Source organism: Desulfitobacterium elongatum (genome assembly GCF_055378975.1).
Genome location: NZ_AP038772.1, coordinates 656,127 through 680,336 on the forward strand (window position 1 = coordinate 656,127; position 24,210 = coordinate 680,336).

The following is a 24,210-nucleotide window of genomic DNA, read 5'->3' on the forward strand; positions in this document are numbered from 1 at the left end:
GATAAAGCTGAAACTTCACCTGAAGTAAGTTTCATTTATAGATGATTACGAGGAGGTTTTTTATTCATGGAACTGACCGTTCATCGTATGGACCCTGAAGAATTTGCACGGCAGCGTCAAGAGGTCTTAACCCAGTGGACAACCGCTAAGGATGTGGATTTTGAGGAAGCGATAGCATATCATAAGAATCTGCCTAAGAGCAAGGTCTTTGCTCATAAGCTCAAGGAAGGGAAAGAAAAGGGGATTACCTTTGCGCAACCGCGTGCTGGGGTGGCCCTTCTGCATGAACATTTAGAGCTTCTCCGGCATTTGCAGGATGAAGGGGGAGCGGATTTTCTTCCGACGACGATTGACTCCTATACGCGTCAAAATCGCTATGCGGAAGCTCAGTCTGGAATTGAAGAGAGTCGGACTGTGGGGCGTTCGATGCTGAATGGTTTCCCCGCAGTCAATCATGGGGTTGCAGCGTGCCGCCAAGTGGTTGAAAGTATGCAGGTTCCGGTTCAGGTCCGGCATGGGACTCCTGATGCCCGACTTCTGGCAGAGATTACCTTGGCAGGAGGGTTTACGGCGTACGAAGGGGGCGGAATCTCGTATAATATTCCTTATGCGAAAGAAGTCTCGATCGAAAGTACGATCAAGTATTGGCAGTATGTGGACCGGTTGGTAGGGCTGTATGAGGAAAAGGGTGTAAGTATTAATCGGGAACCCTTTGGTCCTTTAACGGGGACACTTGTTCCTCCTTCTGTTTCACATGCGGTAGCGGTGATTGAGGGAGTCCTAGCTGTTGCACAGGGAGTTCGGAGTTTAACTCTCGGTTATGGTCAGTGTGGAAATCTCCTTCAGGATGTGGCTGCGATTAAGACCTTGCCCATCGTAGCCGAAGAGTATCTGAAGAGACTTGGTTTTGACGAGTTTAATATTACGACGGTCTTCCATCAATGGATGGGTGGTTTCCCGCAGGATGAGGCCATGGCCTATGGAGTTATCTCTTGGGGGGCTACTGCAGCTGCCTTAGGAAAAGCCACGAAGGTCATCGTGAAGTCTCCCCATGAGGCGTTTGGGATTCCGACGAAGGAGGCAAATGCTGCGGGGATTCGGACGACGAAGCAAATCCTTAATATGCTGAAGGATCAGACCTTGCCGAGGACCGAGGAAATGGCCTTAGAGGAGAAGATGATTATCGCTGAGACTCGGGCGATTCTGGACAGGGTTCTCGAACTTGGTGAGGGAGACATGGCAGTTGGAGCCGTTCGAGCCTTCCAAGCGGGGGTCATCGATGTACCGTTTGCGCCAAGTCGCTTTAATGCAGGGAAGATCCTGCCAGCTCGGGATTCACAAGGAGCGGTAAGGATGCTCGATTTCGGGAATTTGCCCTTCGATGAGGAGATCAAGGAGTTTCATCGGGAACGAATCGCCAAGCGTGGGCGTGATGAAGGCAGGGATCCGTCGTTCCAGATGGTGATTGATGATATCTATGCCATTGGTAAGGGTATGCTAGTGGGGCGGCCACGCTCCTGATGGCTTCGAAGTAGTGAAGCGGGGGCGGTACTGCTTCTATCTTTAGGTGAATTGTAATAAAGGGGGTTAGTGTATGAAAATTATTGATGTGCTTGCTTCACCTGGACTTACTGGCTTTTACTTTGATGACCAGAAGGCGATTAAAGCGGGGGCGGGTCATGATGGGTTTGCTTATACAGGTGAAGCGATGACTCCGGGCTTTACTGCGGTTCGGCAGCGGGGGGAGTCGATTTCTGTGATGCTCATCTTAGAAGATGGGCAGGTGGCGTACGGGGACTGTGCTGCAGTTCAGTATTCGGGAGCGGGTGGTCGTGATCCGCTGTTTTTGGCTGAGGATTTCATCTCGATTATCATGGAAGAGATTCGGCCGAAGTTGGTGGGGCAGGAGCTTAATTCCTTTAGGCGGATCGCTGACTTGGTAGAGCATTCTCAGCGGCCAAATGGGGTGCGATATCATACGGCCATTCGGTATGGGGTAAGCCAGGCGATTTTGGATGCCGTAGCTAAGGCAAAGAAAGTTACGATGACAGAAGTCATTTTGGAAGAATATCATCTTCCATTAGTACTTGAGCCTGTACCGATCTTTACCCAGACGGGGGATGACCGCTATGATAATGCGGATAAGGCGATCCTTAAGCGAGCAGGGGTACTTCCGCATGCGCTGATTAATAATGTGGAGACAAAGTTAGGTAAGAACGGTGAACTCTTACTTGAGTATGTGAATTGGCTGAGAGATCGGGTTATTCAACTGGGAGGCTCTTCTTATCGTCCTGTTTTGCATATCGATGTCTACGGGACGATTGGGATTGCTTTTGAAGATGATGTCGAACGAATGGTACAGTATTTCGCTGAATTGGAAAAAGCGGCTGAGCCACTTCGTCTGAGGATCGAGGGTCCGATGGATGCAGGAAGCACGAAAGATCAGATTCTTCAGCTCAAAGCCTTGCGTGAGGCACTGAGAAAAGCGGGGGTTAAGGTTGAAGTCGTAGCGGATGAATGGTGCAACACGTATGAGGATATCGTAGAGTTCGTCGATACTCAGGCTGCTGATATGGTGCAGATTAAGACGCCGGATCTCGGTGGAATTCAGAACACGATCGAAGCAGTTCTCTATGCGAAAAAGTTTGGAGTCGGGGCTTATGTCGGAGGCTCCTGTAATGAGACAGACTCGGGTGGACGTACTGCCGTTCATGTCGCGCTTGCGACTCGGCCGGATCAGATGCTTGCTAAGCCGGGGATGGGTGTAGACGAGGGATATATGATCGTGCATAATGAAATGAATCGGACATTGGAGTTTCTGCGGTATAAGGAGAGGAAGAAAACGCATTCGAGTGAGGCGTTTTGGAGTTAAAATCTCGCCCAGATTTAAATTAGAGTTGAGTGAGGTCTCCAGGATTTTGCTTTACACCGTTCACTTATTAAGCTGCGCGGGCCAGACTAATCGCTCAAGTACTACACTCCGACGGGGTTTCCGGCCAAATCGTCTCCTGACTCGTGGCCGGTTGGAAACATCCGTGTTTCCAACCCCGTCTCCGTTACGTACTTTTTGCGAAGTCTGGCTACCGCTCGCTTAGAAGTCGTTCACTCTGGTAAAGCAAAATCCTTAGGCATTTTTTAGGGAAACTTAGAGTTTGAAATCAGTATTTTTAACTAAGGATTTAGTGTCGAATCTTGAGGGGGTCAGCCCCCTGTGAACAAGGGGTTAGGAATTTAATGAGTAAAATCGGTTTAACGACGACTGTACCGGTCGAGGTGATTTTTGCTGCTGGGGAGACCCCGGTGGATTTGAATAATATCTTCATCTCGGATACAGCTGAGGCGATGAAGCGTATCGAGGAGGCGGAGCTTGCGGGGTATCCTCGGAGTGTGTGTGGGTGGATTAAGGGGTTGTATTCGACGGCTTTGAAGAACCCCGAGATCGGGCGGATTGTTGCGGTCACTCAAGGGGATTGCAGTAATACTCACGCGCTGATGGAGACTTGGGTAGAGCATGGGATTGAGATTATTCCGTTTGCTTTTCCCTATGATCGGGATGCAGATATGCTTAAGCTTCAGCTGGATAAGCTGGTAAACGCTCTGGGGACGACCTGGGATAAAGTATATGAACAGAAGAAACGATTAGATGCTATACGGAAGCTCGCCTGGGAGATTGATAGGCTGACTTGGGAAGAGAATAAAGTTAAAGGGTTTGAAAACCATCTCTATCTTGTCTCCTGCTCGGACTTTAATGGAGATCCGGAAGGGTTTGCTGCGGATATGGAACGCTTTATCGCAGAAGTTAAGGAGCGCGAGCCGATTAATATTAAAAATAAGGGACCTAAGAAGCGAGAGCTGCGGATAGGATTCATGGGGGTTCCGCCGATTATGCCTGATCTCTATGATTTTATGGAGGCGCATGGGGCACGGGTTGTTTTCAATGAAGTTCAGCGGCAGTTCAGTATGCCTTTTGAGACAGAGGATATAGTGGAGCAGTATAGACTGTATACTTATCCTTATAATATCTTTGGACGGGTAGAGGATGTTGCGCGGGAGGCAGAACGCCGGGAACTCGATGGGATTGTCCATTATACGCAGAGCTTTTGCTACCGTCAGATTGAGGACCTCATTGTACGCAAACGGTTGGATTATCCGATCTTGAACCTTGAGGGAGAGAATCCGACGGGACTCGATGCGAGGAGTAAGATGAGGTTGGAGTCGTTTTTGCAGATGCTTCGCGATTAAGACCTTCTGTATACGAGATTGTCTCCAGGATTCTGCTTTACTCTGGTCACTCTGTAAGCTGCGCGGACCGAACTAATCGCTCGAGTACTTCGCTGCGTCGGGTTCACCTTCAGCCGTTAAGTTATCCTCTTGTGTATGCGGCTTCGGGCGAAACCCACCTTCAGCCGTAAAGCTATCTCTTAAGCATGCGGCTTCGGGCGAAACCCTCCACCGGAGGCTTTCGTCACCGGAGGCTTTCGTGGCTAAATCGGCTCCCGATGGCACTGCTATCGCACTTGTTGCCTCGTAGCCGGTTGGAAACGTCCATGTTTCCAACCCGTCTCCGCTACGTACTTTTCGCGAAGTTCGGTTACCTGCTTGCTTAGAAGCCGTTCCCTTATGTAAAGCAAAATCCTTGGGTAGTTTCTAAGGATAGATGAAAATTAGTACTGATTCTTGAGGGGAAGATTAGATGTCAACGGTATGTGGAATTGATTTAGGTAGCCGAAGTGTAAAAATCGCTGTGATAGAGAACTCTTTGGATGGGGAAACGTTGCAGATTAAGCGGTTGGATCGGCTTGATACGATCAAGTTTTATCGGGAATATGGTCGGAAGGTTAATGGGAAGCTTGCGGTGGACTTTAAGGCGCTGGGACTTCCTGAGGTGGAGATGCTCGTCTCGACGGGTTACGGACGAAATACTCTCGAAGTTGCTGGGGGAGAGACGATTCCTGAACTTAAGGCTCATGTCAAAGGTGCGATTTACCAGACGGGGCTTAAGGATTTCACTTTAGTGGATCTTGGGGGACAGGATAGTAAGATCATCCAGGTAAAAAAGGGTCGAATGACTGATTTCCAGACCAATGATAAATGTGCCGCTTCTTCGGGACGGTATCTTGAGAATATGGCGAGTGTCTTGGGAATTACGCTGGAAGAATTGGGTGAGCATTCGGAAGAGCCCGTAGAACTCAGCTCGACGTGTGCAGTGTTTGGTGAGAGTGAGTTAATCGGGAAGATTGTTGAGGGGGAACCCTTATCGCGGCTTGCGGCTGGAGTGAATGCGACGATTGTTAAACGGATACTTCCTCTTCTTCGCTCCTATCCTGGAGAGTTAATCGTTTTTACTGGGGGAGTTGCTCATAACAAAGCCGTCCAGGAGCTTTTGCGGGAAGGAACGGGTCGTAAGATTGTCGTTCCGAAGGAGCCTCAGTTTAATGGAGCGATTGGTTGCGCTGTGTATGGGTTTGAGGAACTTGAGGAAGATTAAAAGATTGAGGTGATCAACGAATGTCCAAACAAATCCAAGTCGATGAAATCATCGAAGCAGTAGAGAAACTTTGTATCGAGGCGAATTATGACCTCGGGGACGATATGATGCTTAAGTTCAAAGAGTGTTTGACAACCGAAGAGGCCCCGTTGGGACGGGAGGTTTTTGAACGGCTGATTGAAAATGCGACGATCGCCCACGAAGAGCGGGTGCCGATGTGCCAGGATACGGGAATGTGCGTAATTTTCGTGGAAATTGGGCAGGAGATTCAAGTGACTGGAGGGGTCTTGAAGGATGCGCTCAATGAGGGAGTGCGACGTGGGTATGAGAAGGGTTATCTTCGTAAATCCATGGTGAAGGATCCTTTTGATCGGGTGAATACTGGGGATAATACTCCGGCGATTATCCATTACGATATTGTCCCGGGTGAGGAACTTCACATCACAGTCGCACCCAAAGGTGCGGGGAGTGAGAATATGGGGGCCCTTAAAATGCTAAAGCCTTCAGAGGGGTTAGAAGGGGCTATACAGTTTGTTGTGGATACGGTGGAACGAGCGGGTGGAAACCCTTGCCCTCCCATTATCGTGGGAGTGGGCGTCGGTGGAACCATGGAGAAGGCAACGTATCTGGCGAAAAAATCCCTTCTGCGTCAGGTGGGTGAGTCGAATAAGGAAGAGCGCCTCGCCAAAATCGAGCAGGAGATTCTCAAGCGGGTGAACCAATTAGGGATTGGACCTCAGGGGTTTGGCGGGGTTAATACTGCTCTCGCGGTGAATCTCGAAGTTTACCCGACCCATATCGCTTCTTTACCTGTGGCGGTAAATATCCAGTGCCATGCGGCTCGCCATAAAGAAGTCGTCTTAAAGGGGAGGGAAGGATAATGGGTGATTCAATTCGCATAGAGACTCCCCTGACTCAAGAAAAAGTCGCCCAGCTTAAGGCGGGCGACAGTATCTTGATTAGTGGAACGATTTATACGGGGCGAGATGCTGCTCATAAGAAAATGGTGGAAGCTTTAGCCCGTGGGGAGGAGCTTCCCTTTGATGTTCGGGACCAGATTATTTATTTTGTGGGTCCCACACCTCCAAAGCCGGGTCAAGTGATTGGCTCAGCGGGTCCGACGACGAGTGGACGGATGGATGCGTATTCTCCGAAGTTGATTGAGCTCGGCCTGTCCGGGATGATTGGAAAGGGAATCCGTTCTGCGGAGGTCATCGATGCGATGAAAAAGCATGGAGCGGTGTATTTCGGTGCGATTGGTGGGTCTGGTGCACTTCTAGCAAAGCGGATCGTGTCTGCAGAAGTGATAGCCTATCCAGAGCTCGGACCTGAAGCTGTACGGGAACTCGTCGTGAAGGATTTCCCAGTCATGGTAATCATCGATAAGGATGGGAACAACTTGTACGAATTTGGGCAGGCGAAGTATCGGAGAGTCTGATGAGGAGTCGGTGTAAAGGCCCCCTTTCAGTTGTACAACGTGCTGTGTAATAAGCAGCAAAAAAGCAGCTAATGGACTAGAGTTGGCTGCTCCACAAGTCAGAGCGCGCCACGGACGGCGCGCTCTCAAACAATTCCTATTAGCAACTACTTCGCATTTTAAAGAAAAGTGCGTCACAGGTTATCTCCTTTAATATTCAACGCTTTATTGATAGTTTCTTGAATAAATGGGCTACAGCATTTGCCTAAAGGATTGTTAATTTCACACTTTCCGTTCTTCATTGCTCCCGTAAGTCTAATAATATCCTTCATATCTTTTGCTCCATCATTTATAACGGCATCAATAATTTGTTGCTCTGTAACTTGGTTGCAATAGCATAGAAATTTTGGATTAGCATCCTCTTTAAACCATATAGGCACTTTTACCTGCCGTCTACTGAATGATGTTCCTAAATCTGGATTAAAGTAGACAACATTGCATTCTTCATTCATACAAATAAAATAAGCATAATCTTTTACTCGGTCTTTAAATTCATCAATAACTAAATGTTTTATAGTAATGTTTTTAACTTTTATTCCTTCACTATTACATACAGGACAGAGGTTATTATTCTCTACTGCACGAGTAGAGTTTTGTTCACTTGCTCAACAGGATTTGTTTAACTCTAATTCTCGCATAATAAATCATCACTCCTTGAGTCTATTTTAAGTATTAAACATGATAATCTGCAAATATATCTACTGAACATAATGCTACTTATGCGTAACAACTGCAAAGAATTCCGGTGTATTGGCCTGTGAATAGATGTTCGAACTGGTTTGAGAAAAGCCTTGATAATTAGAATGAGAAATGAAGAGTGAATTACAAGTTTGCACCTCTCAAGTGAATCCGTTATGAAGATCATAAGAAGTTACTTTTCAGCTGACCATTTCTTTGAGTCAGAAGTGTTTAGGACTAATCCTAGCGAGGGAGAAGCCAGTTACTCTCCTTATATGGATTTCGGATCACCGCTAACTCTTTCCGACTCGCAATGAACTCTTGGACTGTACCGCGCAGCCAAACCTGAAAATGCTCTTTGTTGTGCTCTTTGTCATACCGATTATTAGACCTTTCCAAAAGCTGTATTTCCATAATGGATGCTTCAGGAATATATCACTATCCTTTCCTTGTATACAAGTATAAGAAATGGGTTACATTGGTACGAGGTTTACAAATATTAGCCAATAGTGTATCCTATTAAGGGGTATTGTTGAACAATATTGTTATTTTATTTTAGCTTTACTTTATCCAAAATATAAAACTATTGAGTATGAATGAGGTTAGGGTTATGAGTAAGCAAACAGATGCAGCTTATCAATATATCAAGCAAAGAATATTAGAGGGTAGTTACAAACCGGCTCAGAAGCTTAATGAAAGCGAATTATCTGAGGCAATTGGGGTCAGTCGCAACACGGTTAAAAAAGCTTTGTTGAGCCTTCAACAAGAAAATCTGGTAGAGATTGAGGATAATAAGGGTGCTAGCGTCAAGTCATATACCCTTGAAGAAGTAAAGAACTATCTTGAGATTCGGGAAGTTCTCGAAGGACTTGTTGCGAGAAAAGCAGCAGGAAATATATCGGATGAAGACTTAAACGAGATGGAGCAAATTCTCGAGCGAATGTATCTGTGTATTCAAGAAAATCGCTTGGATGAATATTCTAAGTCTAATCAGGAATTCCATAAGGTTATCTATATGACGTCTAAGAACGATGAAGCAGTCGAAATGATTACTATCATCCGAACCCAACTAATTCGCTATCACTTTCGAACGATTCTGGTTCCGGGGAGAACTCAAGAGTCCTATAAAGACCATAAAAGGATCCTAGAAGCGTTGAAGGCTCGGGATGGGAAGCTAGCTGAAGAGGCAGTTCGAAACCATATCGCAAATGTCCGAAATACGATTGAGAAGAATTATAACTATTTAATCTAAACGTTTTTTAGGTATATTAAGCGTATCCTGAAATAGAGTGGATGCATAAAAGAATATGAAAGCTATTTGACGGGGATTATTCCTCGTCTTTTTATATGCTGTCATTTTTGCATGATATCTTCCAACTTAGCTATGCGCAAGGTAAGTTGTTCATATCTCCTCCACAATATTCGCACTTTTTTTCGGGAATCCTAATTTTCAGTATTGACAGTCTATTACGCGGTGAATATAATATGAATTGTCAGCAAAATTGTAGAACAATAATGAAACACAATATGGCTTTACAATTTTTTGGATCATAGAAAGGTGAGGAGATTTATGTACGAAGAGTTAATCCAAGGTGCCTACGATCTTCATGTTCACTCCGCCCCGGACGTCATGCCGAGGAAAATGGACGATTTAGAGATGGCAGAACGGATCCTAAAAAGCGGAATGAAAGGTTTCGCGATGAAGTCTCACTATTTTTGTACCGCAGATCGCGCTAGCTTAATTAATAAGCTCTATCCTGGTGTTAATGCTGTAGGAACGATTACGTTCAACAACGCAGTCGGCGGCTTGAATCCGGTCGCTATGGAAATGGCTGCTCGTGCCGGAGCGAAACTGGTTTGGATGCCTACCTGTGATGCAACTAATGAGCAAGGATTTCTAAAAGCCAACCAATATAGCAAGCTTCCTTACTGGGCTAAACTGCAAATGGAACTCATAGAGCAAGGAATCGCCACAACCAGTGTAAGTCTCCTTGAAGATGGTAAATTGAAGAAGGAAGTCTATGACATCCTGGATACGATCGCCAAATTCAATATTATCTTGACCACGGGTCACATTGGGAAAGAGGAAACCTGCGCTTTAGTTAAAGAAGCCGTTAAGCGTAACGTCAAGAAGATTATTGTTACTCACCCCGATTTTCCTTCCACGTATTACACGAAAGAGGAGCAAAAAGAACTCGTTGACCTCGGTGCTTATATGGAGCATTGCTTCACTACCCCGTACACGAACAAAACGACATGGGAAAACGTATTCGAACAAATTCGTTATGTCGGTCCTGAGCATTGTACTTTAGCGACTGACCTTGGACAGCCTGTGAATCCGTATCCTGATGAAGGCTTACTCATGTTCGCTACGAAACTCGTGGAAAATGGCTTCACTAAAGAAGAAGTAAAGCAAATGACGATTGTTAACCCAACTCAACTCGTTGAGGGGTAATCGTTGGAGATTAATAGTAGAAGTTAAGTGAGTAAAAGTTAAATAGTCGGTGTTAAAGTAGCGGAAGTTTATCGAAGTAGCTTTCCCTTTGAGGTTAATTGAAAAGGGAAAAATCGAAATAATTTTTGGAGATGACAATAATGATTGACAGCAACACAAATCTACTCGTCGTGAGTGCCCATGCCGCAGATTTCGTCTGGAGATCAGGAGGTACCATTGCGAAATATATTAAACATGGCGCCAATGTAAAACTTGTTGTTCTTAGCTATGGTGCTCGTGGAGAATCGAATGATCTTTGGAATATTGAAGGTCAAACGTTAGAAAACGTAAAGAAAATTCGTCAGAGTGAGATTGAGGCTGCTGCGGCTTGCTTGGGTGTAACTGATCTCGAAGTATGGGATTTCGAAGACTACCACATGGAAATTACCCCAGAGCGGATGGAGCGGATGGTCAAGACGATTCGTGCCTTCAAACCTTACCACATCTTGACTCATGGTCCTCGTGATGCCTTTAATCCAGATCATGAAACGGTTTATAAGTACGTTTTTGATGCCGGTGTCATGTCGACCTCGAACGGTGTTCGAATCGATGGATATCCGACAGCAAAACAAGCGCGTATCTTTGGCTTCGAACCCCATCAAACAGAAATCAGTGATTTCAAACCAGAGGTTATCCTCGACATCACGGAAACCTATGAGCAAAAAGTAGCTGCAATGAACTGCTATAAAGCCCAAAAACACTTGATTGAGTACTATAGCGCAAGGGCTATGACCAGAGGAAATCATGCTCGCCGTTGTTCAGGGAATAAAGAATATAGGTTTGCTGAGACCTTTACACGTGTCTTCCCTTATGTCGGAGGTGAGTTCGTCTAATGGAAAAGTACGTCGTTAGAAATATTACGAGACCGAGTCAGGAAATACTTGCAGAGTATAATCAACTTGATGTTTCGACGGTCTATGAAGCCCAAGGAAAACAAGGCTTACTCAATCGAGAACTTCGCCCCATTATCGAGGGAACGAAACTCTGTGGGCCTGCAGTGACTGTAACCTGCCCCACTGGAGATAATTTGATGGTTCATGCTGCGATTGAAGTATGTAAACCTGGAGATATCCTTGTGATTAACACCATCGGCAAAAGTGAAGCTGGAATGGTTGGAGAACTGATCGTTACGGCTCTCATGAAGCGTGGTGTGAAGGGGATCATCACAGAAGCGGGTATACGAGATGTGGCTCAGCTTCGCAAACTTGGCTTTCCAGTGTGGACAAGGTCTATCTACTCCCAAGGTAATACGAAGTCAAAAGGTGGCTGGGTGAATGCTCCTGCGGTTTGCGGCGGTATGCTTGTCAATCCTGGAGACTTGATTCTTGCCGATGATGACGGTGTCGTTGTGGTAAAAAAAGATGATCTGGAAACTACACTTAATGCTTCGAAACAACGTGGCCTAAAAGAAGTGGGAACCAAAGAAAAAATTGCCCGTGGGGAATTAAGTTTAGACTTTTACAACTTAAGACCGGTCTTGGAAAAAGAAGGCGTTGTATATTACGACTCTGAAGAAGATATCCAAAAGCAAGCTTAATTTATACCCTCGTATCGAGAATATACCCCCCAAACGAGAATTTAAATGAACTGTTCAAGTAGAAACTGAATTTTGGTTAGGACAATTCATATGTAAGGTTAATTCATCGCAATAATCTTAACACGAGAGAGTAAAGGGGAAATTTATGTATGGTACATTCTAATGCAGGAAACCGCTTAGATCGGTTGCCTATCTCTTCTTTCCACAAATGGACTGTGGTTGCTGTCGCGTTTGCCTACTTCTTTGAATTCGCCGATGTTAATACCTTTGCCGTAGTTGCACCGCAGCTCGTAAAGCATTGGGGCATCTCTATGAATACCATCGCCTATATTACCTCGATCTCATTTTTAGGAATGTTTATTGGATCCATCGCTGGAGGTTGGATTGCCGATAAATATGGTCGAAAAAAAGGTTTGTTGTATACAGTTATATTCTTCTCCTTCTTTTCCTTATTGAACGCTATTGCATGGGATCCCCTCTCTTTGGGATTTTTCCGTTTACTCACAGGAATGGGACTCTCAGCAATGACCATCGTAGCAAATACCTATATCAGTGAGATTTTCCCTGCTAAAATCAGAGGTAAATATTTAGCCTATGCGATGGTCATCGGTATTTGTGGTACTCCTGCTACCACTTGGGTTGCACGCTTCTTGATTCCGATTTCAGATTGGTCTTGGAGACTCGTATTTGTCTGGGGTTCACTTGGAATGATCTTCCTGATGTTCCTCCCCAAACTCTTAGAATCTCCACGTTGGCTTGAGAGCCGTGGTGAGTTTGACAAAGCTGATGTCGTCTTGAAAAAACTCGAGGTCGAAGCTACTGCTGAACATGGTGCTTTGTCAATTCCTGCTGAATATCGTGAAGAAGTTAAGACGACTAAAAAAGTACCCATTGCAGACTTGTTTAAAGGACAGTATCTACGCAATACCGTCGTGCTTTCGATTCTTTGGATTTGTCAAACTATCGGTTTCTTTGGTTATTCCACTTGGGCACCCACGCTCTTAGCTAAACAAGGATTCACGGTTGAAAAATCCTTAACGTACGTTGCCTTAAGTGCCTTAGGAGCTCCTATCGGTTCCTTCTTGGCTTCTCTCATCTCTGACCGTTTCGAGCGGAGATGGACACTCACGGTATTTGGTGCTTTAATCGCCCTAAGTGGTCTCTTATACGGAATTACCTTTAACCCAACGTTTATCGTTGTCTTTGGATTGATGGTTAATATTTTTGAAAGAGCCTATACTTCCTTTGCTTATGCCTACTCTCCCGAGTTATTCCCCACAGAAGCAAGGGCGACAGGAACAAGTATTCCTTATGGACTGGGTCGCTTATCCAATCTTATCGGACCCATCATTATCAGTTCTCTCTTTACAGGTTACGGATATCGAAGTGTATTCTACTTCATCGCAGGGACTTGGCTCGTTGGAGCAATCGTCCTTGGCTTATTTGGCCAGAATACCAAGAAAAAAGAGACTGCTGGAGCACTTAAACCAGCTGCCTAAGATTTCAAATATGGGGTGCTATCGTTGGGTTAACGAAAGTCTAGCCGCCGCTAGCACCCTCTTTTTTTTGTGGCTGTTAGCCATCAGACAGAAACTGGAGTGATATGATATGAAATTTGTACGATTACAGGCCGATAATGGCATTAAATACGGAATTTTAGAAGAAGAAACTATTCGAGTCATTGAGGGAGATCTCTTCAATTCAGAATATCGGCTTACTGAAGAAATCATCCCACTGCAGAGGGCGAAATTGTTAGCCCCTTGTCTACCGGGAAAAGTTCTCTGCATAGGGCTCAATTACAAAGAGCATGCAGAAGAAGTGGGTTTTGCCTTGCCGGAGAAACCGTTGATTTTCCTAAAGTCAACGAGCTCGATTAATGATCCTGAGGGAGAAATCAACTATCCCCCTGAGACTCAACAGTTGGAGTTTGAGGGTGAGCTCGCTATCGTGATCAAGAAGGAAGCAAAAAACGTCCGTCCTGAGGAAGCCTATAACTATATCTTTGGGTATACTTGTGCTAACGATGTGACTGCTCGGGACATTCAAAGACGTGAGAGTCAATGGATGCGCAGCAAATCCTTTGATACCTTTTTGCCCTTAGGACCTTGTATCGTAACCGATATCGATCCGAATAACTTAAGAATTCGGTCCTATCTAAACGGAGAAATTAGGCAAGATTCAACAACGGCAATGTTCATTCATAAAATCCCAGAAATCCTTGAATTCGCAACCCAAGGGATGACCCTTTATCCTGGTGATGTTATCTTGACAGGATCGCCTAAGGGGACTGGAGCGATGAAGATTGGAGACTCTATCGAAGTAGAGCTAGAAGGCATCGGCCGGTTAAGCAATATCATCGCAGCGGGGCAGAAGATAGCTGTAAGCGCAAAATAGAATGTATGACGAAAAAAAGCAGGAAGTGTCGCTAGCTACTTAAAAAGTAGTTTGGCAACACTTCCTTTTTTGTTAGATTGGACCCTTATAGAAGGAAGGTTTCGACTGTTCGTCCTTTTGTATGATAAAATAGGTATTGAATACTAGGGGTAAGGGAGGTAATTTCATGGAAAGACCAAGCTCACCATCGGTGCTTTCAGATTTCGACCTCCATGAGATAGCCAAACGGAGTGGAGTTAGTGTCGGATATCTTTCTATGATTTTTAACGGAAAAAGAAAGAATGTGAGTCTGTCTGTTCTTACCCGCTTAGGCTTTGCCCTCAATCTTCCAGTGGTGGAGATTAAACAATGGATTCTGGAGTCTTCTGAAAAAGGTCAAATTGCTGAGCAGATAGGAAAAAAGGAAAAGGCTAAAAGGGTAACACAAAAAGAAAAGGACGAAGAATTACAATATTTGATTCTGCGCATTCTTAAATCTCTGGAGAAGTTCGACCCAATTCAACTGAAGGAACTGAGGTGCGAAGCAGAGAGAAATTCAAAGTTGCTTCCCCTCAAGGACCAACTGATTGAGTGGATTGAAGGGATTCTTGCTGGTAAGAACAGTCAATTCAAACAGGCACTTGAACATTTCAGGCGGGCGAGAACCTTTAGAGCATCGAAGGTCTATGAGAAACGAATGCTTGCTAAAATATACGGTGGGATGGGTGGCTGTTATACTGTACTAGGCGATCATAGAATGGCCTTTAAGATGTTTACAAAGAGCTTGAATATTTGGGGAAGAGGTGCTGACGCAGCACTTGTCTATTTGAATATGGGAACTCTATATCGAAGATGCCAAAAATATCGTTATTCTCGCCAATCTTACCTTCAGGCGATAGAATTGGGAAGTTATTTTATTCGGATTATGGCTTATTCTGGGTTAGGACAGATCGGTATCGATCAGAAGGATTTAGAAAGCGCCCGTACCCATTTACTCAGCGGGTATAAACTGAGCAAGCATCAGCCTGAGATGTGGGGCGTTCCAGAATTGTACTGTAATCTAGGGATCGTGTATAAGTTATCCCATAAGTACAACAGGGCGAAAGCGATTCTAAATAAAGGAAGACGTTTGGCTGAGAAGTTAGGAGCAGTTCGCGTAAAGTATTACATCCTGCTCGAGCTTGAAGAGGTACTTTTGTTTCTTGAACTGAGAGATGAAGCCAATACTGTGTTTTCTCTGTTAGAAGAAGAGCTAAGTGATGACGGGGATCTATTCCTTTTGGGTAAGATATTACTGTCTAGCGCGCAGAATCTATGGGATAGTTCGCAGGAGCTCGCCTTAGATTGCCTCTTAAGGAGTTATCGTACTTTGGGACAGGTAGGGGCATCGAGTGAATTGTTAAGGTGTTGCCAGCTTTTAGTGGAGGCTTTTTCGAAGAAAGGAACCCCAGAGCTAGGTGACTTTTATCAGGATGAAGTGAAGAGAATAAAGAAGATGTTAAACGACAAGGCGGTCTGAGTTGTCTTGTCGTTTTTTGTCGAGGCTGTAAACGCAATCTTCGACAATATATCCATATCTAACCCTGAAATGCGATCTACTCTATAATAGCAGTATTAGCGTAAATGAAAGGTGTTGGATTACATGCGAAAGATTGTGTTTGGAATTTTGCTGAGTGTAAGTCTAGTTGTTATGGCCTTTGGGGCAGTTGTGAATGTAGACCCCATCCATATCGGCTCAGATGATCCAATTATCAATGTTGATCCGATTCACATTGGTCTTGCAGAAATTAAGTAATCGTTTGACTATAGCTAGACATCAAGATTTTGGTGCGGGACTCTGACTCCCTGGAGAGACAGAGTGGAACTCCCACTCTAGAAGTGAGAGTCTGAAATCGATAAACCTTGAAAGTATTCGAAGCTAGATGTCGAAAGGGCACGTCTGACTTAGTTGATGTGCCTTTTTTCGTTGTCTATAGGCATAATTCTTAAGACATGGGAGTATATATGCAACTAGGCTTCTGCCTTTGTAAATTGAATTGTTGTATAAACATTTCTCCTAAGCATAAGCCGAGTTTTAATATTGTAATGGGTTTGAGAGGTGTTCATCGTGTGGTATCAAAACTTGGTGGAACATATGGACGGTGGGGTCATCCGGACAAAGAAAGGGCGTATTCTTAATTGGAACAAAGGAGCTGAAGAGATTTACAAGTATTCTGAAGCCGAGATGATGGGGAAGAATATTGCGTCTCTCGTTGCTCCTGAATGGCAGAGTAAAATGGAATTAATGCTGGACCGTATTCAAAATGAAGAAGTTCCTTCCTTAGAGATGAGGCATATCGGAAAAGAGGACAAGGTCATCTTTGCTTGGGTTACATTTATTCCGAACCGAGACGAAAATAAGGATGTTGAAAGCGTAACCTTGATCATAAGGGATATTACCGCTCAAAAGAAGATTGATGAGCAAATGCGCAGACTTGACGAACTTAATCTGATCGGGCAGATGGCTGCAAGTATAAGCCATGAAATAAGAAATCCAATGAGTGTCGTAAAAGGCTTTCTACAGATTTTGAGTGAGAAAAACGAATTGGCTCGCTATACAGAATACTTGGATATGATGGTCTCGGAGATTAATCGCGTAGACTGTATGTTAAGTGAATTTCTAGCCTTCGGGCGGCTTAACACGGGGAAGATGATGCTACAAAACTTAAATGAAGTTATCCGCCCACTTCTGCCTCTAGTGCAGGCAGATGCAACTAAGAGTGACAAGCAAATACTAGTGGAACTCGAGGAAATCCCCAAGCTTGAGCTCAATGGAGATGAAATACGCCAGGTGGTTTTAAACCTGGTTCGTAATGGCTTAGAAGCAATGTCAGTGGGTGGGATGATCAAGCTGAAGACGTATTGTGAAGGAGATACAGTGGTTCTGGCTGTGCAAGATCAGGGGACAGGAATCTCTCCACAGATTATGGAAAAGCTGGGGGCACCCTTTTTAACCACCAAGAAGACGGGAACAGGGTTAGGACTATCGGTGTGTTACAGGATCGTGGAGAAACACCAGGCGAGGCTTGATGTTCACACAGGGCCAGAAGGAACGACTTTCTATGTGAGGTTTCCAATAGTATAAAGCGAGGTGTGGTGCCGCTTATTCCGCTTTTAGCCAGACTCCTGAAATGTTCACGAAAACTTCACAGTTTCTTAAGAAGAAATTAAGAAGTTCTTGATATACTCTGAAGTAAGATTTAATTCTGGTGGAGTATAGGCTGACATTAGCGTGTACGATTTAAAGGAGAGATGGCTATCGTGAGTATTCGCTGCCCGATTTGCGGTTCGAGAGAGACGGGGAAGATTAACCGGGGAAGGTACTTTTGCGGAGAATGTTGCCATGAGTGGACAGTTGAAGACGAAGGCAGTATAACGGTATATAAGATTGCAGTTGATGGGACGATTATCCGTTTAAGATCTAAAGCTAATCTAGCGCCTAATTCACTTCAAAGGTATGCCGGGTAGGTAAGCAGAAAAAAGTGGTTAGAAGTGTAAAAATAAACTGTCCTCAAACAAAATTCCTGTTGGAGATTGTAAAATCCTGCAGGAATTTTGTTATTTAGCAAGAATGTAGAAGGTATCATGTAGAATAATTCTAAATGACAAGTGAAGAGCATTAAGATCACTGTTCACCCTGGGATAATAGATCAGAACGTCTAGAATGACATATTTGGATCTCTTAATTAGGAAGGGAAGGATTTCATGGGGACATTAGAACGCAATGAAAGATACGAGTGGACTACGGAGGGGATTTGTAGCTCATCTAAGATTCAGTGGGGAATCACAGAGCAGGCCAATGGAGTGGTCGCTATCTTGGTGAACGCTCCAGGTGGTGTCTTGACTGGAAAACAGTTGCGGATCATCTCTGAAATTGTCGGGGAAGAGGGCATCATTAAAAACAGTCGGAGGATGGCTCCGGTCTTACTTTTGCCTCGGGAAAAGGTAGGAGAGGCCTTAGAAAAGTTGAAGCTGGCCGAGCTGCGGGTGGCTAATCTGCATAGCAGTGTACGCAATATTGTGGCGTGTCCAGGCAAGGGGCTTTCAAGCAATTCCCGGGGAGATACGCTTGAGTTAGCGGCTGCCTTGGATCAGGAGTTTTATGGAACCGTACTCCCTTGGGATTTTAAGATTGGGATTTCAGGCTGCCCAAGAAATTGCTCGGGTGTGCATTGCCATGACGTCGGGCTAATGGCGGAACCGAGAGGAAGGTACTCCCTCTGGATTGGGGGAACTGAGTCTGGTGCAGCTCCTAGACATGGAGAACTCGTTCGAAAAGGGATTCCGCGTGAGAAGGTTCTGGCGGTTATCCGCCGGATCTTGGAGGAGTACTCTGAGCTCGGCGAGACCTATAAGGAAGAGCTTGGGCATCGAATTCGTCTCTACCGAGTGATCGAAAAAGTAGGGCGAGAGCATTTCGTTAATGCGATAGCGGAAACACTAGAATAAAAAACATAGTATTTAGTAGGACGTATTACATAGAACAACTTTAATGGAACAAACGGTGTTGATCATGAGAGGAGATAAAACGATGGGGCGTCAAGGTTTTAGTAAGCTCACCGCATTTAAAGCGTTTTCCAAAATGGACAAGGCCTGTACTTCAGGCTGTCGTTGTTCGGCTCTATGCCAATTGTTTATGGCGAAGGAATTCTTAGGATATGCAGCCCAAACGGGGGAGAAATTCTCGGATAAGATTCCAGACGATATTCTCGATATGTTTAGAAGTGTTCCTTTGAAATCGGAACGCTACAACCAGATGGAGTTACTGGATGCTTTCAATGAGGTTCAAAGCATCTGTGATGATTGTCCGCTCGAAGAGCATGACGCCTATTGTACTGTCAATGTTGTTCTTACAGGGCTTGGAATCTTAGTCTATGGCAAGGATTTCGTGACAGATAAGGATAAGGCTGCAGTAAACTAAAGGCATGAAGGTCTACTTCTAAATGAGTAGACTGAGTTAAATCTTACCAGATGATTCACTTGTCTAGGCACACTGCACCTACGAAGATATATTATTGGATAGAAGAGAGGAAAAATTATGATTCAGCTTCACCAATTCGATCTCGAGGAATCAATTAAACTACTAAAACTAGATAATAACGAGCTCGCTCTATTAAAAGAGTTCAAGCCCATTTTGGAGCGGGATGTTGATGTGATCATTCAGCAGTTCTATGCTCATATTACGAAGATCCCGAAGTTGAGAGAGATTATCGATCAGTATTCAACCCTCGAGCGCCTAGCTGTGACTCAGAAAAAATATTTGCTTTCTATCTTTCCCGATAAGATCGATGAAGAATTTATTATGGGACGGGTAAAAATCGGCAATGCCCATAATCGGATTAACTTGCCTCCCTTTTATTACATGAGCTCCTACCAAACGTTGTATGATTTGATCCTGCCACGCATACACCAGCATTATCGCAAGAAGTCTGAGCAGGCCTTGCGTTTAAGTCTAGCGATCCTTCGGATTTTTAGCTTTGACCAGCAAGTGGTTATGGCGAGTTATATCCAGTCTTACGTTTCTGAGATAGATAAGAAAGCCGAACTAGAGAAGGCCTATGAGGAAATCGACCTCTTGCAACGTCGTGTGAGTGAGGCAAGCCAGGCCTTAGCTGCGACGTCCGAGGAGACGGCTGCTTCTGCAGCTCAGATGCATGAAGCGACTGAACAGATATCCCACAACGCGGGGGATGCCGCAGAGTTTTCCCAGCAGGTGGACAGTCTCGCTCGGGAAGGAGCCCAAAAGATCCAACAGATTGCAGAGCGAATCCTCGGGCTTGCTGATATGACTGCGCAGATGCAGGTAAAGATGTCGGAGCTCGATCAAAGTTCGGCTCGCATTGCCAATATTACGGACGTCATTAAGGAGATTGCTTCCCAGACGAATCTTCTGGCCTTAAATGCGGCGATTGAGGCGGCGCGAGCTGGAGATTCTGGACGTGGATTCGGAGTCGTTGCTGAGGAAGTAAAAAAACTTGCGAGTAACTCTGAACAGTCCGTTAAAGAAATCAGTGCGATGATTACAGTGGCGAGACAAAATACGGTGGCTGTTAATAAATCAATCGAAGATACTACGAAAGAAATGCATGTGGCTGCGGCCGAGGCCCAGGGCGTTGTGACCCGCTTCGGGGATATTATGTCGGCGATAAATTCGAGTATCCAACAAGTACGTGAAATTGCTACGCAAATTGATTCCCTTACTATGACGGCTGGGCAGATCGGAGCGGCCTCTGAAGATGTAGCGAATTCTGCCACGTCACTTGCTCAGATGGGAATTCGAGAATAGCCAGAGAAATATCTCGATCCAAGGGGTCTCTGGTTGAGCTTCAGAACGTAGGAGAGGGGCAAGTCAGGGAATTCGGATCAGAAAGGAAATTTGCGTGATAACAGATGCTTTATATATTCGCAGAATGTGGAGTTTTTCAAAAGCCTTAGATCTTGCCTTAGTGGATGAAGAGATTGAAAAGGGCTTTAATGCCCCGATCGGACAAAGGCACGGGGAGAGGGTTGGATATATCGCCCTTAGTATCGGGAGAAGTCTCGGGCTCAATCAAAAGGAGCTTATCCAAGTCTTGATCGCCGGTCTGATGCATGATGTCGGCGCGGTCGGGGGATTTCACCAATACCATGGAAAACCCGGTTTGGTCAAGGAACACTGTCTATTAGGTGCAAACATCGTCCAGAGATTCCCGGATGGAGATATCCTTGCCCAAGCTGTTCGCTATCATCATGAATCCCCGAACCCGGCGTACTCAGCCTTAGGAGTAGAACAGAAAGAGGTTACGCTTATGGCGAAAATCCTCTCTCTTGCAGATAAGATCGATGTCAACCTGTGCAGGAAGGTTATGAATCATTCAGACCGTGAAAGTCTTTTTCAGTGGGTAAAAGCCGAAGAGGGAAATCAAATTTATCCTGAGGTTATCCCTGCTTTCATCGAGACAGCTCGTCGTGAGGCGTTTTGGCTTGATCTGGAACAGACGGATTTGCTTCAGACTTCCTTGGGCCTTCTTTTTAACATGTGGTACATGCCGACTTCGCAAAATACGGATAATAAGCTCATTCTTGAATTGGCTTCGACCTTTGCGGACCTAATCGACCAAAAAAGCGATTTTACAGCGAGACACTCCCGTTCTGTGGCTGAGAATGTAGAGCGATTGGCTCAAGGCTTGGGCTGGGAAATGAAAGAGCTCAAGGAGATTCGGGTTGCTGGTTTACTCCATGATCTAGGTAAACTTTCCGTGCCGCAAAAGGTCTTGGACAAGCCGGGACGACTCGACCCCAATGAGGTCGCGATTATCAGAACGCATACCTATCATACCTACCACCTGCTTGCGGGGGCTGGCTTTCCACTCCATATAGCACAGTGGGCGGCGTACCATCATGAACGCCTCGATGGGTATGGCTATCCGTTTGGTATTAAAGCTGAAGGCTTAGATACTGGGGCAAGGCTTATGACTATTGCTGATATGTATACTGCTCTGACTGAACAACGGCCCTATCGGGAAGCACTAAGTGCCGGCGAGGCTCTCGAGATTATATCTAGAGGTGCCGGGACGTCAGTGGATGCAGAGCTCGTGGAGGTCGCACGGAGGGTATTAGTGTAGAATATCAATGAGCTGTGAGATGTGGTTAAAAAAGTGATTTATAGTTTAATGCAGATCTCGTTTTCGGGGTCTGTTTTTTCATTTCCCCATTGTGGTTCATGGATAAAATAATTATATGTTTTTTGTAGCATGCTTTTAATGTACTATTATATATAAGAATTAGTTAACTCCTAAAAAAAATTCACTATTATTTTCAATTTCATTTAGATTTCTAAAAACTAAAAAATACGCCAAGGAGGAAGGTAAAAAGTGATTAAATTTAATGATGCTGAGGTCATGGAAGAATACGAAGCTCTTCCTCAAGGCATTAAGACTGCCTTTGAGGATGTTTGCAGTAAAGAAAAAAGAGATATTTATTTAGAAGGCGTTTATTACACGAAAAGCGATAAAGGAATTGCCAATCAAAGGTGTGCTAATTTATCAACGTTTACTCTAAAACAGGTAGGGGACTCCGTCGAGGTTGATGAAACCATTTATGTTGGTATTTTTGACTATGATAATAAGATAGAAGTTACTGTTACTCGTGATTGATGGTTGAACTGAGAAAGCTGCGCATTGAACATGCGGCTTCTTGCGTATGGTTTTGCATAAGTTGTTATTTCGTTTTAAGTGCTGTATCATACCAAGAAAAGGGATAAGGGATGTTAATCCTTGATGAATCAGGACTGAAGAGGGTGCCAAAGTGTTTTATTCTTTTGAGTTGGAACAGTATCTCGGGGATTTGCTGCCCAAGCGAGATGAGTTGTTGTTAGAGATGGAGGAGCAGGCTTTAAAGGAGACCATTCCTGTCGTTACACCACCTGTGGGGAATTATTTGGCCTGGCTTGTTAAGGTGAGCGGGGCTTCTCGTATTCTTGAGGTGGGTACTGCGATTGGGTATTCAACACTGTGGTTGGCTAAGGGCTTAGAGAAGCGAGAGGGAAGGATTATCACGATCGACATGAATGTGGATCGGGCGACGCGGGCAAAGGAGTACTTCGTTCGAGCAGGGGTAGCAGAGAAGATTGAGGTTCATATGGGGGATGCGCGGAAGATTCTGCCGAGCTTTCAGCAGGGGACCTTCGATTTTGCCTTTGTGGATGCGGCGAAAGGGGAGTATCTTGATTATCTTGAACTTGTCATCCCCTTGATGAGTGTGGGTGGAGTGCTTGTCGTGGATAATGTCTTATTTCGGGGTTGGGTGGTTCCGGGATCGGAATTTGCACCAAAGTATGACCGAATGGTTGGGCATTTACGCGAGTTTTTGAGTCAGTTGACTCAGAATCCGGAGTTCCAGACGAGTGTACTGCCATTTGGGGATGGGTTGGCGGTAAGTGTACGGAAGGGCGCATAATTTATCGTTATTGGGATGAGAATACGATTAAAACCTGCATCCCTATCTTTTCAAATCCCAGCTACCTGTCTACAATAAGAGTAGTGTGGTTTTCGGAGAGGCGGTGGCGATGGTGCCGACACTATTTGTACATGAACATCTAATGCAGGCGGTTTACTTTGCCCCACGAGGGAAAAAACGCCTGCTATTTCTGGGAACGAATTTACAGCAGAGGTATTTAAGCCCAGAGGATAAGTTGATTGGTTTTTTAGGGGATGCCGGAGCGGGTAAGTCGCTGCTTATCCGGGGGATGTTTCCGGGTTTAGAGCTTACCAACGATGACGACGGGATTAACGTTAGACCCCTTCCCCTGATGGAAGACGCAGAACGAGATCATTTTCGATGCCATACCTATCATTTGGATGTACGATTTGAATCAGCTTTTACGCAACCCTGGAAGATTGCGGAGGCCATCAAAAAGGCGGTTATGAAGGGTCGACGTGTGGTGATTGAACACTTCGATCTGGTTTACCCCTTTTTGGGAGTCAATGCAGAAGTTCTGATTGGCATCGGGGAGGAAGTGATTGTAACCCGTCCGACGGTTTTTGGTCCAGAGCCTCAGAGCATTGCAAAGATAGTTTTTGAATCGATTAAGTACAGACGGATGGCCCATAGTGCAGAAGATATCACCTCCATGATTCTCGAGGAGATGGGATTGGAGCATCCAGAGATTCATAGTGATATTAAGCATGGGTTTGTCTTGGAGCTACCGGAGAAACCCGATATCGATCTCGATATAGTGGAGCAACGGGTAAGAGAACTGATTCAAGCGGACTTGCCCATTTGCTTTTCTGATGAGGAACATATCCGGATGGGAGAAATTCTTTATCCCTGTACGGGTCCACGCATTCATATTAAGAGGACCTCGGATATTAAGGGTTTCCATCTGCTTAAGGAGTTTCGCTTTGATCCTATTCAACGGATGTATACCATCGCGGGAATCGTCGGAGATGATGGGCCCAATCGTTCCGTTGACTTGATCGGTGGAAGGAATCAGGGGCTGTCTACCTAGAGGCGCCTTTACATAGAATTTAAGAGGTACTAGTGCGGAGCGAATATCTTTTGCACATTTCATTTATTTTTTCTCAGATACTCTTACACGAAAGCTGTCTTATTAGCTTAAGAGTTTAATGAAAATATAAGAAACG

The 24,210-nt window shown here is 45.0% G+C and carries 24 protein-coding genes and 1 pseudogene; 23 read left to right on the forward strand and 2 right to left on the reverse strand.

The genetic code is table 11. The features are described from left to right. Positions 1-66: 66 nt before the first annotated feature. The 3 genes from ACZ42W_RS02960 (at position 67) to ACZ42W_RS02970 (ending at position 4,242) form a co-directional block, all read left to right on the forward strand. Positions 67-1,521 (forward strand): methylaspartate mutase subunit E, encoded by a 1,455-nt coding sequence (locus tag ACZ42W_RS02960; protein ID WP_464168384.1) that lies wholly within the window; start codon positions 67-69, stop codon positions 1,519-1,521. Between the two features lie 73 nt (positions 1,522-1,594). Beyond that, on the forward strand, positions 1,595-2,872 hold the full coding sequence (locus ACZ42W_RS02965) for a methylaspartate ammonia-lyase (RefSeq protein ID WP_464168386.1): 1,278 nt from the start codon (positions 1,595-1,597) through the stop codon (positions 2,870-2,872). Positions 2,873-3,234: 362 nt separating this feature from the next. After that, positions 3,235-4,242 (forward strand): 2-hydroxyacyl-CoA dehydratase family protein, encoded by a 1,008-nt coding sequence (locus ACZ42W_RS02970; protein ID WP_464168388.1) that lies wholly within the window; start codon positions 3,235-3,237, stop codon positions 4,240-4,242. Positions 4,243-4,314: 72 nt separating this feature from the next. On the opposite strand, the gene ACZ42W_RS02975 is transcribed toward ACZ42W_RS02970, so the two are convergent. After that, positions 4,315-4,557: a hypothetical protein gene (locus ACZ42W_RS02975; RefSeq protein ID WP_464168389.1), complete on the reverse strand. Its 243-nt coding sequence runs from the start codon at positions 4,555-4,557 to the stop codon at positions 4,315-4,317. 136 nt (positions 4,558-4,693) lie between these two features. Here ACZ42W_RS02975 and ACZ42W_RS02980 point away from each other — a divergent pair, with 136 nt between their 5' ends. From ACZ42W_RS02980 to ACZ42W_RS02990, 3 genes are read left to right on the forward strand one after another with little or no spacing between them, the layout of a single operon-like run. Next, the gene (locus tag ACZ42W_RS02980; RefSeq protein ID WP_464168390.1) at positions 4,694-5,488 is read left to right on the forward strand and encodes an acyl-CoA dehydratase activase; all 795 of its coding nucleotides are present in this window, start codon (positions 4,694-4,696) and stop codon (positions 5,486-5,488) included. A 20-nt stretch (positions 5,489-5,508) separates the two neighbouring features. Beyond that, positions 5,509-6,369: a fumarate hydratase gene (locus tag ACZ42W_RS02985; protein ID WP_464168392.1), complete on the forward strand. Its 861-nt coding sequence runs from the start codon at positions 5,509-5,511 to the stop codon at positions 6,367-6,369. Then, complete coding sequence (locus ACZ42W_RS02990; RefSeq protein WP_464168393.1) at positions 6,369-6,926, forward strand: Fe-S-containing hydro-lyase; 558 nt, start codon at positions 6,369-6,371, stop codon at positions 6,924-6,926. The genes ACZ42W_RS02985 and ACZ42W_RS02990 overlap by 1 nt, the downstream gene beginning before the upstream one ends. Positions 6,927-7,099: 173 nt before the next feature. On the opposite strand, the pseudogene ACZ42W_RS02995 reads toward ACZ42W_RS02990, so the two are convergent. After that, positions 7,100-7,552, reverse strand: a pseudogene (locus ACZ42W_RS02995) (Csac_0668 family 2Fe-2S cluster-binding (seleno)protein); the annotation flags it as partial. Positions 7,553-8,253: 701 nt separating this feature from the next. On the opposite strand from ACZ42W_RS02995, the gene ACZ42W_RS03000 reads away from it, so the two are divergent. The 17 genes from ACZ42W_RS03000 (at position 8,254) to ACZ42W_RS03080 (ending at position 24,074) form a co-directional block, all read left to right on the forward strand. Then, positions 8,254-8,895, forward strand: a complete 642-nt coding sequence (locus tag ACZ42W_RS03000; protein WP_464168395.1) for a GntR family transcriptional regulator — start codon at positions 8,254-8,256, stop codon at positions 8,893-8,895. A gap of 318 nt (positions 8,896-9,213) precedes the next feature. Next, a complete protein-coding gene (locus ACZ42W_RS03005; protein ID WP_464168397.1) occupies positions 9,214-10,098 on the forward strand; it encodes a DUF6282 family protein in 885 nt (294 codons plus the stop codon). 140 nt (positions 10,099-10,238) lie between these two features. Continuing rightward, on the forward strand, positions 10,239-10,970 hold the full coding sequence (locus ACZ42W_RS03010; protein ID WP_464168399.1) for a PIG-L deacetylase family protein: 732 nt from the start codon (positions 10,239-10,241) through the stop codon (positions 10,968-10,970). Then, positions 10,970-11,674: a 4-carboxy-4-hydroxy-2-oxoadipate aldolase/oxaloacetate decarboxylase gene (locus ACZ42W_RS03015; RefSeq protein WP_464168401.1), complete on the forward strand. Its 705-nt coding sequence runs from the start codon at positions 10,970-10,972 to the stop codon at positions 11,672-11,674. The genes ACZ42W_RS03010 and ACZ42W_RS03015 overlap by 1 nt, the downstream gene beginning before the upstream one ends. A 149-nt stretch (positions 11,675-11,823) precedes the next feature. After that, a complete protein-coding gene (locus ACZ42W_RS03020) occupies positions 11,824-13,173 on the forward strand; it encodes an MFS transporter (protein WP_464168403.1) in 1,350 nt (449 codons plus the stop codon). Positions 13,174-13,282: 109 nt separating this feature from the next. Further along, positions 13,283-14,068, forward strand: coding sequence for a fumarylacetoacetate hydrolase family protein (locus tag ACZ42W_RS03025; RefSeq protein ID WP_464168404.1), 786 nt, complete (start codon positions 13,283-13,285; stop codon positions 14,066-14,068). A 166-nt stretch (positions 14,069-14,234) separates the two neighbouring features. After that, entirely contained in the window at positions 14,235-15,566 is a 1,332-nt protein-coding gene (locus ACZ42W_RS03030) for a helix-turn-helix domain-containing protein (protein WP_464168406.1), read from the forward strand. A gap of 123 nt (positions 15,567-15,689) precedes the next feature. Beyond that, positions 15,690-15,842, forward strand: coding sequence for a hypothetical protein (locus ACZ42W_RS03035; RefSeq protein WP_464168407.1), 153 nt, complete (start codon positions 15,690-15,692; stop codon positions 15,840-15,842). 312 nt (positions 15,843-16,154) lie between these two features. Beyond that, a complete protein-coding gene (locus ACZ42W_RS03040) occupies positions 16,155-17,171 on the forward strand; it encodes a two-component system sensor histidine kinase NtrB (RefSeq protein WP_464168409.1) in 1,017 nt (338 codons plus the stop codon). 167 nt (positions 17,172-17,338) lie between these two features. Beyond that, positions 17,339-17,554: a hypothetical protein gene (locus ACZ42W_RS03045; RefSeq protein ID WP_464168411.1), complete on the forward strand. Its 216-nt coding sequence runs from the start codon at positions 17,339-17,341 to the stop codon at positions 17,552-17,554. A 237-nt stretch (positions 17,555-17,791) separates the two neighbouring features. Then, complete coding sequence (locus ACZ42W_RS03050; RefSeq protein WP_464168413.1) at positions 17,792-18,535, forward strand: nitrite reductase; 744 nt, start codon at positions 17,792-17,794, stop codon at positions 18,533-18,535. A gap of 82 nt (positions 18,536-18,617) precedes the next feature. Beyond that, positions 18,618-19,007, forward strand: a complete 390-nt coding sequence (locus ACZ42W_RS03055; RefSeq protein WP_464168414.1) for a nitrite reductase — start codon at positions 18,618-18,620, stop codon at positions 19,005-19,007. A gap of 117 nt (positions 19,008-19,124) precedes the next feature. Then, a complete protein-coding gene (locus ACZ42W_RS03060) occupies positions 19,125-20,372 on the forward strand; it encodes a methyl-accepting chemotaxis protein (RefSeq protein ID WP_464168415.1) in 1,248 nt (415 codons plus the stop codon). Between the two features lie 94 nt (positions 20,373-20,466). Then, a complete protein-coding gene (locus tag ACZ42W_RS03065) occupies positions 20,467-21,690 on the forward strand; it encodes an HD-GYP domain-containing protein (protein ID WP_464168416.1) in 1,224 nt (407 codons plus the stop codon). 249 nt (positions 21,691-21,939) lie between these two features. Beyond that, on the forward strand, positions 21,940-22,221 hold the full coding sequence (locus ACZ42W_RS03070; RefSeq protein ID WP_464168417.1) for a hypothetical protein: 282 nt from the start codon (positions 21,940-21,942) through the stop codon (positions 22,219-22,221). Positions 22,222-22,372: 151 nt separating this feature from the next. Then, positions 22,373-23,023 carry an O-methyltransferase gene (locus ACZ42W_RS03075; protein WP_464168418.1) on the forward strand — a complete coding sequence of 217 codons (651 nt, stop codon included), beginning with the start codon at positions 22,373-22,375 and terminating at the stop codon, positions 23,021-23,023. Between the two features lie 109 nt (positions 23,024-23,132). Further along, complete coding sequence (locus tag ACZ42W_RS03080) at positions 23,133-24,074, forward strand: alanyl-tRNA editing protein (RefSeq protein WP_464168419.1); 942 nt, start codon at positions 23,133-23,135, stop codon at positions 24,072-24,074. Positions 24,075-24,210: the final 136 nt, after the last annotated feature.